Source organism: Phytoactinopolyspora halophila, assembly GCF_003287285.1.
Classification (GTDB): Bacteria; Actinomycetota; Actinomycetes; order Jiangellales; family Jiangellaceae; genus Phytoactinopolyspora_A; species Phytoactinopolyspora_A halophila.
Window position 1 is genome coordinate 137,317 of sequence record NZ_QMIG01000002.1, and the last position, 13,037, is coordinate 150,353.

Below are 13,037 nucleotides of genomic sequence, written 5' to 3' on the forward strand. Positions count from 1 at the left end.
TCGGAAATCACGCCGAAAGTTTGCCTGTGCGAAGGAGCAGCGATGAAGCGATGGGAGATAGCCGCTCTCGTCGGGGCGTTGGGTCTCGTTCTCGCCGCATGCGGGGACAACGGGGACGACGCGGACACCGACGGCTCCGGCTCTGACGACGACGTAGCCGAGGAGGCCAGCGGCACTGTCGCCTTCCTGCTACCGGAAAACGTGACACCCCGCTGGGAGGGGCCCGACCGGGAAGGCTTCGAGGAAGGCATGGCCGAATACGCTCCCGAGGCCGAGGTCCAGGTCTTCAACGCCATGAACGACGGCGCACAGCAACAACAGCAGGCCGAACAGGCCATCACCCAGGGCGCTGAGGTACTGGTGATCGCGGCCGTGGACATGACCGCCGCGTCGGTAATCGTCGAAGACGCCGAGGCGGCGGACGTGCCGGTGATCGCCTACGACCGGCTCATCGAGGACGCACCCCTGGACCACTTCGTCACGTTCGACGGTGAGCAGGTCGGCCGGGCCCAGGGCGAGTGGCTCATCGAGAACACCGAGGACGGGGACCAGCTCGTCGTCATCCACGGTTCCGAAGACGACGACAACGCCCGCTGGTTCGCCGACGGCTACATGCCCGTCCTCGAAGAGGCCGTCGACGAGGGCACCCGCACGATCGGTTACGAGAGCTGGACACCGGGCTGGGATCCCTCGGAGGCCCAGGAGTCGATGGAGGCCGCGCTCACCCAACTCGACAACGACGTGCAGGGCGTGTTGTCCGCCAACGACGGCATGGCGGCTACCATCATCGCCGCCCTCGAAGCCCAGGGAATGGCCGGAGAGGTCCCCGTCACCGGGCAGGACGCCACCGAGCAGGGGCTCCAGCTGATCCTCGAAGGCGACCAGGGCATGAGCGTTTTCAAGGACGTCAGCAGGCAGGCCGACGTGGCCGCCCAGATCTCCGCCTCGCTGCTCGCGGATCAGGAGGTGCCCGACGATCTCGTACCGGACACCGTGAACAACGGCTCCGTCGACGTCTCGAGCCGGCTGCTCGAGGTCGAAGTGATCGACGACGAAGAGAGCGTCATGCTGGCCGTGGATGCCGGCCTACACGAGCTTTCCGACCTCTGCGCAGGAGTCAGCGCCGACGTCGAGCTGTGCGAGGACGCTTAGGCACATGACCACCGAAAATGCCGTCGAGCCTGCCCCCACTTCGGACGATGGGGGCAGGCCGCTGCTGGAGCTGAGCGGAATCTCGAAAGCGTTCGGTGCCGTACAGGCGCTGGCCGATGTCGATTTCGAGGTATACCCGCATGAAGTCCTGGCCCTCGTTGGCGACAACGGAGCGGGCAAGTCCACTCTGGTGAAAACCATCGCCGGTATTCACACACCCGATCAGGGCACCGTCCATTTCGATGGCGAACAAGTCCACATTCGCGGCCCTCGTGACGCCGTGGATCTCGGTATCGAGACCGTCTACCAGGACCTCGCCTTGTGCAACAATCTCGACGTCGTCGGCAACATGTTCCTGGGCCGGGAACGGCTCAACGCGGTGCGCGGCATGGACGAGATCAGCATGGAACAGCGTGCCTGGGAGGTCCTGCGCTCCCTGGACGTGATGACCATCAGCAACGTCCGGCTGCCGGTCGCGTCGATGTCCGGCGGACAGCGCCAGTCCGTGGCCGTCGCCCGGGCGGTCATGTGGGACGCCAAGGTGGTCCTCCTCGACGAGCCGACCGCGGCTCTGGGCGTGGCCCAGACCCAACAGGTTCTGAACCTGATCCGGAGGCTACGAGAGCACGGGCTCGGCGTCGTCGTGATCAGTCACAACTTGGCCGACGTCTTCGACGTCGCCGACCGCATCGTCGTCCTCCGCCTCGGACGACGAGTGTCCACGCTGCGCGCCTCCGAGACCGATCCCGACGAGGTCGTAGCAGAGATCACCGGAGCCCGGACGGAACGTGAGGTCGGCCAGTGACACTCGCACAGACTCCACAACAACCAACAGGAAACGGCGAGTCCTCGAAGACGACCGCGTCCGGCGGATGGCGCGACGTCGTCGCCCGCCTGCGGCACGGGGATCTGTCCGTGCTTCCCGTAGCGGTCACGCTCGCCATCATCTGGATCGTCTTCTACGCGCTCGACTCGGTTTTCATCAGTCCACGGAACCTGTCGTTCCTGTTCCTTCAGATCGCCGTCATCGGCACCATCGCACTCGGCGTGACCTTCGTCCTGCTGATCGGCGAGATCGATCTGTCGGTGGCGGTCACGTCCGGGGTGAGCGCGGCCGCCGTCGGAGTTCTCGTCACCAGGCAGGGATGGGACCCCATCCCGGCGATCCTGCTGGCCCTCGCGATCGGCGCCGCCGTGGGCGTCGTTCAGGGCTTCTTCGTCGCCGTCGTCGGCGTACCATCGTTCGTCGTCACGCTGGCCGGACTGCTGGGACTGCAAGGAGTCATGCTGCTGATCCTCGGCCGCGGTGGATCAGTCAACGTGGGGAACGAGCTCATCCGCAGCATCGCCACGACGTACCTGGCTCCCGGCATCGCGTGGGTCCTGGCCGCCGGCGTCGTCGTGGTCTTCGTGGCAACGCAGATACACCGCCGGGCCAAGCGGCTCGCGGCACAACTCTCGGCACCAAGCCTGACCGGGCTAGCCGTACGCGTGGTGCTCATCGCCGCGCTCGTCGGTGTGGCCGTCAGCATCCTGAACGAGTACCGGGGCGTCCCGCTCGCCTCCGCCATCCTCGTCGGCTTCGTCGCACTGTTCGGCTACGTGACCCGCCGGATGCAGTTCGGCCGCTACCTCTATGCGATCGGGGGAAACGCCGAAGCCAGCCGCCGCGCCGGAATCGACGTCGCCAAGGTACGCATCGCGGCGTTCACGCTGTCCTCGCTACTGTGTGCCGTCGCCGGTGTCATCGGCGCGGCGCGGTTCGCCTCGGTCTCGTATACGGCGTTCGCCGGCGGTCCGCTGCTCCTCGAATCGATCGCCGCCGCTGTGATCGGAGGTGCGACGATCTTCGGAGGTCGTGGCAGCCCCTGGGGCGCGCTCCTCGGTGCTCTCGTCATGGGCAGCTTGTCCAACGGCCTGGACCTGATGCAGGCCAGCACCGGCACCAAGCTCGCGATCTCCGGTGTGATCCTCCTGATCGCCGTCACCGCCGACGCCCTCAGCCAGCGCGGCCGGGGCGACATCGGCGTCAAGGGGTAGGCGATGCGCCAGACGATGGCTAGGCACTGGACTCCCCTGCGTCAGCACTACGCCAGTCGTGCCGCTTGCAGAGTGAGGTATTGCTGCTCGGGAAGGCTCGCGGTCATTCTCGCGGCGTGCCGGTAGGCTTCGCGGGCCGCCTCCACATCGCCTGCCAGCTCGAGCAGGTGGGCCCGGACGGCTTCCAGGCGATGCGTGTGCGCCATCCGCTCGTCCCCGTCGAGCGTTCCCAGCACGGCCAGGCCCGCGCGTGCTCCGCGGACCATGGCCAGCGCGATCGCACGGTTGAGGGTGACCATCGGTCCCGGCGATACCTGCTCGAGGACCTCATACAGGGCGAGGATCTGGGGCCAGTCCGTCTCGTCGGCGCTGCGAGCCTCGTCGTGGACGGCGGCGATAGCTGCCTGCAATTGATACGGTCCGACCGATCCCGACCCCAGCGTACGGGCGAGCAGTCCGGTGCCTTCCGCGATCTGCTCGGTGTCCCAGAGCTCGCGCCGCTGTTCTGCCAGCGGCACGAGCAAGCCGTCGTCGTCGGTGCGTGCCGCCCGGCGCGCATCGGTGAGCAACATCAGGGAGAGCAGCCCGGCCACCTCGCCTTCCTGTGGCACCATCCGGTGCAACATCCTGCTCAGCCGGATCGCCTCACCGGTCAGGTCGGCGCGCTGCAATGCCGGTCCCGAACTCGTCGTGTAGCCCTCGTTGAAGATCAAATACAGCACGTGCAGCACGGACCGCAGCCGCTCTGGCCATTCCTCGTCGGACGGTGATCGCAGCGGCACATCCGACGACGCGATTCGTTGCTTGGCGCGGCTGATCCGCTGCGCCATCGTCGGCTCCGGAACCAGGAAGGCACGCGCGATCTCACCCGTGCTCAGACCGCCCACCGCGCGCAAGGTGAGAGCGATCGCCGACGCCGGTGTCAGGATCGGATGACAGCACAGGAACAGGAGCGTCAGGGTATCGTCCTCGGCCGTCACATCGTCGTGGTCGGCAGCCGGCGCCAACAAGGAATCGGCCGGGGATCGTACGGCGACCAGCTCTTCCCGGTGCCGCCTGGCCACTTCGCTTCGCACGCTGTCGATCCGGCGCCGCGCGGCGACGCGGAACAGCCAACTGAGAGGCTGATCCGGCACGCCATGCTCCGGCCACTGCGTGGCGGCCGCAAACAGCGCTTCCTGCACCGCGTCCTCGGAGAGGTCAAAATCCTCGAACCGGCGCACCATCGCTCCGAGGACCCGCGGCGCGAGTTCGCGCAGCACGTCCTCGATGCTGGTGCCGGGCGTCATGTGTGTCACACGTCCGCGTCCGGAGCCTCACCCACCTGGCGCACCTCGACCGGGATGCCGAGCGCGACGCCGTCCCGGCCGGGAGCGGCGGATACCCGGGCCGCGATCTCGACGGCGCGCTCCCTGCTGTCGACGTCGACGACCCAGTAACCGGCGAGGAACTCCTTCGACTCGGGGAACGGGCCGTCACTCACCACGGGTGCCCCCTGCCCGTGCGCCCGGACGATCACTGCGTGGTCCGGCCCCAGCAGACCCTGGGCGTCCACCAACTCACCGGCATCGGTGAGTTCCTGATTGAACTCTCCCATGAACCGGAAATGGGCCTTGATGTCGTCCTGGGACCAGGTACTCATCTCACCGTGTTTCTGGTCGATGTCTTCGGGCACGCTATGGCTCATCATCAGCATGTACTTCATGTCCGCACTCCTTAAGGTCTTTCGCGCCCCGGTGGCGCCTTCATAGGGGAGTCGGAGCCGATGGCAGCTTCTCGACATCGCCGAGCAATATCACCGCCCGCAGCTACTACCGACCATGATGACAGCGCAACATCCCGTTCCCGCAGGTTTGCGGGCGCCTGCCGATCCGGACTCTCGTCGTCGACTCTCACGATCGGCCGTGCCACAATCGAGCATCAACAAAAATCGCATTTTTCAGACTGTCAAGGAGCAGGCACGGGCACGACAACACCCGCCGGACGACACGAGACGGGAAACGAGCGGAACGTGACCGCGCTGCACAGCGCCGTCCTCGACACCATCGGCCGGCAGATCGTCGATGGTCATTTCGGCGAAGGTGACGTGCTGACCTTGGACTGGATCCAGGAACACTTCGGCGTCTCGCGCACCGTCGCTCGGGAGACCATGCGCATCCTCGAATGGACCGGCTTGGTGACATCGCGCCGGCGAGTCGGGATCATCGTCCAGCCGCAAACGTCGTGGAACGTGTTCGACCCGCGCGTGATCTGGTGGCGCCTCTCCGGTCACGGACGCAACGCGCAGCTGCGCACCCTGACCGAGCTTCGAACCTCGATCGAGCCAGTCGCGGTCAACGCCGCGGCCCGCAACGCCTCGGCCGAGCAGCGCGAGCGCATCCACACCCTGGCGACGGCGATGCGCGAGCAGGGGGAAGCTGGAAATCTGGACGAGTTCCTCGAGCTCGACATCGCCTTTCACACGCTCCTCCTCAACGCGAGCGACAACGAGATGTTCAGTGCCCTCGGCGACGTTGTCACGGTGGTGCTACGTGGCCGCGTCCAGCTGGGATTCATGCCACAACACCCCGTACCGCTCTCCCTCGAACTGCACGAACGTGTCGCCCAGGCGGTCTCCTCCGGTCACGGGGAGGCCGCCGAAGCTGCGATGCGCGAGATCCTCGTCGAGGTCCGCAGCGCGATGGCCGCACTCTTCGACAACTAGGCAGGCAGCCAGGGGCACGCACCGGCACGCCGAGCACGAGCTGCACCGCACAGCACGGGAAGCCAGGGACGGCTGGCGCCGATTCCGGCCCGATCAGATCAGCGTGAGCTGGCGCGAGCGTGGTGTACGGCGGTTGTCCTCCGCTCCGACACGTTCGGACACCGAACTGTCGAGCGCCTGGAGAAACGACGACGGCTTGCAGTCGCGCTGCTGCCCCTGCCATGTACGCTCCCGCGCACCAGTCACGAAGAGCAGCCGTTGCGCCCTGGTCATGCCCACGAAGAACAGCCGGCGTTCCTCGGCGAGTTCGGCATCGTCGAGTTCGGTGCCTGGCCAGCGCAACGGCAGCAATCCCTCCTCACACCCGGCGAGGAAGACGACGGGAAACTCCAGACCCTTGGCTGCGTGCAGGGTGAGCAAGGAAATCCGCTCCGCGCGCGGGTCGAGCGCGTCCACCTCGGCGCCGAGCAGCAGCTCGTGCCGGAACCGCTCGACGTTGCTCCCGCACTCGACGGCCAGGGGAGTCAGCAACTCCACGGCGGAATAGAGCTCTGCGGCGCGTCCCTCCTGGCCCGCGTGCGGTGCGCGGTTGAGCACGATCTCGGCCGCTCGTTGCAGCCCGGCTCGCACGTCCGGAGCCTTGCTTGCCGGGGAGGCGTAGCCGAACTCGTCGAGAATCTCGCGCACCCCGGCCCGGTCGATCAGCCGATCATGCGAGTGCCGCTGGAACGGGTAGTCCGCCCTGGTCAGCGCATCGACGATCGGGCGGGCCTGCGCCGATGTGCGGTACAGGACGGCGATGTCGGAGAAGCCGATCCCCTCCGTCGCCTCGGCACTCGCGCGTTCGGTGTCCAGCGAATGGAAAGAGGAGCCGCCGAGCAACTGATCGATGGTCCGGGTGATGAATCCCGCCTCGGCATGCTCGTTCGACGCCTCGTGAACGCCGATCTTCACCGCCTCGGCTCTCCGGTCGGCCGGGACCAGAACCCGATCGGCGACGAGTGTCGTGGGCTCCACCGCCCGCATGGCCGCCGTCAGGATGTGCGCGCCCGAGCGGTAGTTGCGGGTCAGGTGGACCACCCTGGCTGACGGGTAGTCGGCATGAAAGCGCAGGAAGAACCCGACGTCCGAACCCCGGAAGCGATAGATCGCCTGATCCGGATCGCCGATGACCGTCAGGTTCGCCTCCGGCGGCGCCAACATCCGCAGGAGGCGATACTGCACGGCATCGATGTCCTGGTATTCGTCCACCGAGATCCAGCGGTACCGGTCGCGGTACACGGCCGCGAGCTCCGGGTCGGATTCCAGGGCCGCGACAGGCAACGCGACGAGATCGTCGAAATCGGCGAGATCGGCCTCGCGCAACCGTCGCAGGTAACTTTCCATCGCCTTCGCGACCTCGGCATCGTCGGCCTCTCCATCCCGGCGTGCCCGGGAGATGTCGGGCAGCATGCGGCGCGCGGCCCGCCCGTCACCGAGCGCCTCGGCGAGTATCTCCAGCTGCCGCTCGGCGTCGGCGACGCCGAAGTCGGCGCTCAGACCGAACCGCCAGTGCTGCTCCCGCACGATGCTCAGACCGAACGAGTGAAACGTCGTGACGGTGAGCGCGGCGGACTCGCGGCCGACGAGGCCGTGCAGCCGGTCGGTCATCTCCTTGGCAGCGCGGCGCGTGAAGGTGATCGCCAGGCACTGCCGGGCCGGTACGCCCTGCTCGGTCAGCAGGTGTGCGATCCGGTGCGTGAGCGTGCGGGTCTTGCCGGTGCCGGGTCCCGCGATGATCAGCAACGGTCCCCCGCCCGCAGCAGCGGCCTCGCGTTGTGCCGGATCCAGCCCGGCGAGCAACGTCGAACCGGTGCTCTCCTCGTCCAGCAGCTCGTCCGCCGCGCTCACGTCGGCGGGCGCCACGAGCGCGGCCTCGGTTTCCGGTCCGGTCCGGGTCGTCGAGCGGGCCCGCACGTCCTTCTCACGAGCCCGTTCGGCGCGTGGCGAGGGTCGCGCTGCGACGGCATCGCCCGCACCGAGGCCGTCGTCGAACAGTGCCGGGGCCTGGGTAGCCCGCAGGCGATCCAGCTCGCCCGGCTGGAACAGCCGGATCGTGCCGTACTCGCCGTCGTATCCCGCCTCGCGGATGACCTCTCCTCGACGCAGCCGTCCAACCGCCTCGCCCAGGTGCGGCACCACCTGTTCGAGATCGTCGGTCGGGGTTTCGTCCAGGATCGTGAGCTCCGGGCCATATGCCGCCGTCAGCGAGGCGATCTCACCCGAGACCTTCTTGCTCTTCGGCCCCACGCCGAGGATCTCGCCCATGATCTCGGGAAGGGGGATCAGGTTCTGGAATCCGGCCGCGCCCTCGGGGCGAGCACCCTCGGTTCGGTCGGACAGCTCGTGAACCCGATGCAAGACGCCGAGGGTGAGCGGCTTGCCACACTCCGGGCACCGGCTGTCGAGCGCCCGCGAGTCGGCCGGATCGAGACGCACCTGGCACTTGCGGTGACCATCGAGGTGATACTTGCCCTCCTCGGGGAAGAACTCGACCGAGCCGCGATAGCCCTCACCGGTCTGCAGCGCCCGCCGCACGGCGTAGTAATCGAGATCGGTATCGAACCGGCTGGCCTCGCGCCCGAGCATGGGCGGCGAGTGCGCATCCGAGTAACTGACCAGGCGGTACCGATCTAGCGCCGAGACCCGCCAGATCATCTCCGGGTCGGCGGAGAGCCCGGTTTCCAGGGCGAAGATGTGATCGGCGAGATCGAGGTAGCAGTCCTCCACGGCATCGAAACCGGCCTTGGAACCGAGCACGGAGAACCACGGCGTCCAGATGTGCGCCGGCACGAGATACGCGTCCGGGCTGCATTCCAGCGCGATCTCCAGGAGGTCGCGGGAGTCCAATCCCAGGATGGGGCGCCCGTCGGAGCCGATGTTGCCGATGGCGCCAAGCCGGCGGTTGAACGCCTCTGCCGCCTCGAAGTCCGGAAGGTAGATCAGGTGGTGGATCTTGCGGGTGCGCTCGTCCCGCTTGTAGATGGTGGAGATCTCGACCGAGAGCATGAACCGGGCGTCGGTGGCACAGCTCGGTGGCAAACTGCGGTCGATGTCGCGTTCCAGGTCGGGACGGAGACGGAAGAGTCCCGGCTCGGCGGGCACCAGGTTCTCCTGGAGATGAGCGAACCAGGCGGGGTGCGTGACGTCGCCGGTGCCCACCAGGCTGATGCCCTTGCGTTTCGCCCACCAGGTCAGATGTTCGAGATCGCAGTTCTTGCTGCACGCGCGGGAGTACTTCGAGTGGATGTGCAAGTCGGCGTAGAAGCGCACCCGGGCATCATGTCACGGTGCCGCTCGCGTGGTGCAAGGGACTGTGATCATCGCCGCGGAGTTTCGCCGCTCGAAGGCCCTGGTACTGCGAGGACAAAACCAGCAGGCGAGGATGGATGACCGATGGAGGATGACACCGCGGCCTGGCGCCGGCAACGCAGCGACGCGCTCGCGGCGCGCGCTGCTGCCCTCGACCGCAAGCGGGAAGCCGAAACCGCGCAGGCGCGCAAGCTCCTGGCGGAGTTCGTCGACGAGCTGGTCCGGCTGGGTATCCCGCCGAGCCGGCTGCGAGCGCGCGTGCCCGAACGCCGTGTCACCTATCGCACCGGTATCTCGGGCTGGTACCTGCGGCGCAATCGCTCGCTCGGCGTGGACGTCCACGGAGCCTTCTACGTTCTGGACACGCCGTGGAGCCTGCGTTCCCGCCTGTTCGGTGCCGACGTATCGCCGTCGGATCCACCCTTGACGGTCGGCGCAGGTGCGCGCGACGGCGAGTCGATGCCGCTCGCACGGCTGCTTCAGCTGCGGCTGGAAGAGATCCGCGACGAGCAACGAAACACTTGACCTCAACTTTGGTTGAGGCAGGACCGTGGTCGGCATGGTCCTCACAACAGCTCCCACGACACCGCACACACCCACCTACAACGACCTCCCGGTCCTGCTGTCCCGCATGACCGGTGACGAGAAACACGAGCCGAGCGCGACGTCGACACTCGATGTCCTCTGGGTGTTGTACCAGCGCGTACTCAACGTGGACCCCCGGAATCCCGAGGCGGCCGACCGGGACCGCTTCCTGCTCTCCAAGGGACACGGCCCCATGGCCTACTACGCCGTACTGGCCGCACACGGATTCTTCCCGGTGGAGTGGCTCGACGAGTTCGGACAGCCGGGATCACCACTCGGCCACCATCCGGACGGTGCGCTCATTCCGGGCGTCGAGATCGCCAGTGGCTCGCTCGGGCATGGGCTCCCCCTCGGCGTGGGGCTTGCACTCGGGCTACGCGCGAACGGCAACGACGCCCGGACCATCGTGCTCGTCGGTGATGCCGAACTGGATGAAGGCAGCAATCACGAGGCGATCGTGGTCGGTGCCGCTTACGGGCTCGACGCCCTCACCGTCGTCGTCATCGACAACGACTCGTCGTCGCTGGGCTGGCCCGGCGGCATCGCTCGACGGTTTGCCACCGAGGGCTGGGCCACCGTCGACGTCAACGGTCGCGATCACGACGCCCTCACTCGGGCACTCACCACACACCATTCCGGTCGACCAACCGCCGTGGTCGCCGCCGTCGAACCAAGGAAATGATCATGCGTGACCGCTTCGCCACCGTCACCAGCGAGCTGCTCGACAACGACCCGCGCGTATCGCTCGTGCTCGCCGACATCTCGGCCGACCGGTTCGCCGAGTCGCAACACCAGCATCCCGACCGCGTCATCAACGTCGGCATCCGCGAACAGGCGCTCATCGGCACCGCCGCGGGCATGGCACACTCTGGGCTGCGACCGTACGCGCACTCGTACGCGCCATTCCTCGTCGAGCGCCCGTTCGAACAGCTCAAGCTCGACCTCGGGCACCAGGATCTCGGCGCCGTCCTGGTCAGCATCGGCGCCTCCTACGACGCATCGGATGTCGGATACACCCACCACGCGCCGGGCGATATCGCGCTGCTCGACACGCTTCCGGAGTGGACCGTGCACGTGCCGGGCCATCCCGACGAGGTCGAAGCGTTCCTGCGTGCGGCATCGCAGACGGACGAACGGGTGTACGTCCGGCTCTCTGAGAACGCCAACGCCACCGCCCATCACCGGCCCGACGGCGGGTTCCAGGTGCTCCGGCAGGGAACGGGGCCTACCGTCGTCGCCGTGGGCCCGATGCTCGACCGCGTCCTGGCCGCCACCGCAGGTCTCGACGTGACCGTGCTCTACGCGTCGACGGTGCGCCCGTTCGACGGTGAAACGCTGAGATTCGTCCTGGCCGAGCCGGCCGTCGTGCTGGTCGAACCGTACCTTCGCGGGACGTCGGCACCGGAGGTGGCGCGGGCTCTAACCGACATCCCGCACCGCCAGCTCGCCCTCGGCGTTCCGCCACACACCGCACGGTTTTACGGCCGACCGCGCGACCACGACGCCGCGTACGGGCTCGATGTCGCGGGCATCCGAGCGCGCATCACCGCGTTCTCACCCACCGATGATCATGAACGCTATGCGACCCATGTGACGGGCTAGTGTTCATGATCACAGCCTATGGGGAACGATGGGGGCGTGGATCCTTGGGCTCGCTGGTTGTTGCACGGCCGGAGCGGTGGTGATGAAGCCGCCGAGCAGCAAACGCTGAACTTCTTGACACCCATCCGGGACCGCGTACTGAATGGCGCCGATATCCAGCCAGGCGACGTGGTGTTGGATGTCGGCTGCGGTGACGGGCTGCTCGGGTTCGGCTCGCTCTCGCGGGTCGGCCATGACGGCACCGTCGTGTTCACCGACGTATCCCCCGATCTCTTGAACGAGTGCCGGGAGATCGCCGAACGTGCACGCGTCAGCCATCGGTGCATGTTCGTGCGGACCCCCGCCGAGACCCTCGAAGGGATCGAGGATTCCTCGGTCGACGTCGTCACCACCAGATCAGTATTGATCTACGTCGACGACAAGCCGGCTGCCTTCGACGCATTCCGGCGGGTGTTGCGACCCGGTGGCCGGATGTCACTCTTCGAACCAATCAATCGACGCCACCTGGAGCTGAACCGCGATACGCTCTTCGGCTACGATGTGACACCCGTCATGGAACTCGCTGCCAAGGTGCGCGCGGTGTTCGAGGCGGTGGCAGATCCCGACGGGCCGATGCTCGGGTTCGACGAGACGGACCTGCTGCACGTCGCAGAGGTATCAGGGCTCACCGACATCACCGTGAGCCTGGAGCTCACCAGCACCGAGCGGCCATACTTCAGGGATCTGAGCTGGGAAACGTTCCTTCAGATGAGTCCGAACCCCCACGCGCCGACCTTCGGTGACGCGATCAAGAAAGCGTTGAACGACAACGAGTCGGCCGTCTTCGAATCCCATCTGCGGCCCAAGGTCGAGACGTCGATGGGTGCACGCGTCCGCAACGCCCACGCCTATGTCACGGCCCGTGAACCCGAGGCCGCGCCCGAACACACACCGGCGTCCGAGTCACCGCCACACCCTTCTCCATGGTCATAAACACTCGTGAACCTCAGGAGCCAGGTAAGTGTTCATGACCATGATTGAGCCTCGATGTCTGCGCGCCACTTGATCGAACAGCCCACACTGGGCCGGTGCGGCGTCGGCACGGCTTCTCCCGCCAGGATCTGATCCAGCGCGGCACGCAACAGCTCGCCCGTCACCGGTTTGTTGTTGCCGGGCGTGCTCTCATCGAAGGCGCCGTGATATGCGAGCTTGCGCTCGGCGTCGAACACGAACAAGTCCGGCGTGCACGCGGCACCGTACGCCAGGCCCACCGTCTGATCCTCGTCGACGAGGTACGGGAACTCCCACCCCGCTCGCTCGGCCTGCTCTCGTAGATAGCTCGGGCCGTCGTCGGGATAGGCGTCGGCATCGTTGGTGCAGATCGCCACCGTCGCCACACCCTTCTTGGCGTATTCGGAGGTCAACTCGCCGAATACGGATTCGATGTGCTTCACGTACGGGCAGTGGTTGCAGACGAAAGCCACCAGAAGTGCTTGCGCGTCTGCGAACGATCTCAAGGAGTACTCCTTGCCGTCCGCGGATTTCAGAACGAAATCCGGCGCAGGCGTGCCGATGGTGATCTCGCGGGATTCGACGGCCACAGGTGCCTCCTCAGCTATTCTTC

Annotated in this window: 12 protein-coding genes; 8 read left to right on the top strand and 4 right to left on the bottom strand. The window is 66.8% G+C overall.

Features of this window, described 5'->3' with window-relative positions:
• Positions 1 to 42 precede the first annotated feature (42 nt).
• The 3 genes from DPM12_RS03165 to DPM12_RS03175 are packed head-to-tail and all read left to right on the top strand — an operon-like array spanning position 43 to position 3,192.
• Positions 43 to 1,152: a substrate-binding domain-containing protein gene (locus DPM12_RS03165; protein ID WP_112256824.1), complete on the top strand. Its 1,110-nt coding sequence runs from the start codon at positions 43 to 45 to the stop codon at positions 1,150 to 1,152.
• A 4-nt stretch (positions 1,153 to 1,156) separates the two neighbouring features.
• Positions 1,157 to 1,957: an ATP-binding cassette domain-containing protein gene (locus DPM12_RS03170; protein WP_112256825.1), complete on the top strand. Its 801-nt coding sequence runs from the start codon at positions 1,157 to 1,159 to the stop codon at positions 1,955 to 1,957.
• Positions 1,954 to 3,192: a sugar ABC transporter permease gene (locus DPM12_RS03175; RefSeq protein ID WP_211658324.1), complete on the top strand. Its 1,239-nt coding sequence runs from the start codon at positions 1,954 to 1,956 to the stop codon at positions 3,190 to 3,192. The genes DPM12_RS03170 and DPM12_RS03175 overlap by 4 nt, the downstream gene beginning before the upstream one ends.
• Positions 3,193 to 3,239: 47 nt before the next feature.
• Here DPM12_RS03175 and DPM12_RS03180 read toward each other — a convergent pair whose 3' ends face one another.
• Both DPM12_RS03180 and DPM12_RS03185 read right to left on the bottom strand, forming a co-directional pair.
• Positions 3,240 to 4,481 (bottom strand): RNA polymerase sigma factor, encoded by a 1,242-nt coding sequence (locus tag DPM12_RS03180; protein ID WP_112256826.1) that lies wholly within the window; start codon positions 4,479 to 4,481, stop codon positions 3,240 to 3,242.
• A gap of 5 nt (positions 4,482 to 4,486) precedes the next feature.
• Entirely contained in the window at positions 4,487 to 4,897 is a 411-nt protein-coding gene (locus tag DPM12_RS03185) for a YciI family protein (RefSeq protein ID WP_112256827.1), read from the bottom strand.
• Positions 4,898 to 5,203: 306 nt separating this feature from the next.
• On the opposite strand from DPM12_RS03185, the gene DPM12_RS03190 reads away from it, so the two are divergent.
• Entirely contained in the window at positions 5,204 to 5,896 is a 693-nt protein-coding gene (locus DPM12_RS03190; RefSeq protein WP_211658326.1) for a FadR/GntR family transcriptional regulator, read from the top strand.
• A 93-nt stretch (positions 5,897 to 5,989) separates the two neighbouring features.
• On the opposite strand, the gene DPM12_RS03195 is transcribed toward DPM12_RS03190, so the two are convergent.
• A complete protein-coding gene (locus DPM12_RS03195; RefSeq protein WP_112256829.1) occupies positions 5,990 to 9,208 on the bottom strand; it encodes a UvrD-helicase domain-containing protein in 3,219 nt (1,072 codons plus the stop codon).
• A gap of 123 nt (positions 9,209 to 9,331) precedes the next feature.
• On the opposite strand from DPM12_RS03195, the gene DPM12_RS03200 reads away from it, so the two are divergent.
• Genes DPM12_RS03200 through DPM12_RS03215 form a run of 4 tightly spaced genes read left to right on the top strand, consistent with a single transcriptional unit; the run spans position 9,332 to position 12,406 of the window.
• The gene (locus DPM12_RS03200; RefSeq protein ID WP_112256830.1) at positions 9,332 to 9,772 is read left to right on the top strand and encodes a hypothetical protein; all 441 of its coding nucleotides are present in this window, start codon (positions 9,332 to 9,334) and stop codon (positions 9,770 to 9,772) included.
• A 34-nt stretch (positions 9,773 to 9,806) separates the two neighbouring features.
• Positions 9,807 to 10,514: a thiamine pyrophosphate-dependent enzyme gene (locus tag DPM12_RS03205; RefSeq protein ID WP_112257117.1), complete on the top strand. Its 708-nt coding sequence runs from the start codon at positions 9,807 to 9,809 to the stop codon at positions 10,512 to 10,514.
• Between the two features lie 2 nt (positions 10,515 to 10,516).
• Positions 10,517 to 11,434, top strand: a complete 918-nt coding sequence (locus tag DPM12_RS03210) for a transketolase family protein (protein ID WP_211658328.1) — start codon at positions 10,517 to 10,519, stop codon at positions 11,432 to 11,434.
• Between the two features lie 36 nt (positions 11,435 to 11,470).
• Positions 11,471 to 12,406 carry a class I SAM-dependent methyltransferase gene (locus DPM12_RS03215; RefSeq protein ID WP_158542708.1) on the top strand — a complete coding sequence of 312 codons (936 nt, stop codon included), beginning with the start codon at positions 11,471 to 11,473 and terminating at the stop codon, positions 12,404 to 12,406.
• A gap of 32 nt (positions 12,407 to 12,438) precedes the next feature.
• Here the strand turns inward: DPM12_RS03215 and DPM12_RS03220 are convergent, their stop codons facing one another.
• The gene (locus tag DPM12_RS03220; RefSeq protein WP_112256833.1) at positions 12,439 to 13,014 is read right to left on the bottom strand and encodes a thioredoxin family protein; all 576 of its coding nucleotides are present in this window, start codon (positions 13,012 to 13,014) and stop codon (positions 12,439 to 12,441) included.
• Between the last annotated feature and the right edge of the window lie 23 nt (positions 13,015 to 13,037).

Bases quoted from the DNA above. Each gene is read 5' to 3' on its own strand.
- DPM12_RS03165 (WP_112256824.1), top strand. From the start codon at position 43: ATGAAGCGATGGGAGATAGCCGCTCTCGTCGGGGCGTTGGGTCTCGTT.
- DPM12_RS03180 (WP_112256826.1), bottom strand. From the start codon at position 4,481: ATGACGCCCGGCACCAGCATCGAGGACGTGCTGCGCGAACTCGCGCCG.
- DPM12_RS03210 (WP_211658328.1), top strand. From the start codon at position 10,517: ATGCGTGACCGCTTCGCCACCGTCACCAGCGAGCTGCTCGACAACGAC.
- DPM12_RS03200 (WP_112256830.1), top strand. From the start codon at position 9,332: ATGGAGGATGACACCGCGGCCTGGCGCCGGCAACGCAGCGACGCGCTC.
- DPM12_RS03170 (WP_112256825.1), top strand. From the start codon at position 1,157: ATGACCACCGAAAATGCCGTCGAGCCTGCCCCCACTTCGGACGATGGG.
- DPM12_RS03185 (WP_112256827.1), bottom strand. From the start codon at position 4,897: ATGAAGTACATGCTGATGATGAGCCATAGCGTGCCCGAAGACATCGAC.
- DPM12_RS03205 (WP_112257117.1), top strand. From the start codon at position 9,807: ATGGTCCTCACAACAGCTCCCACGACACCGCACACACCCACCTACAAC.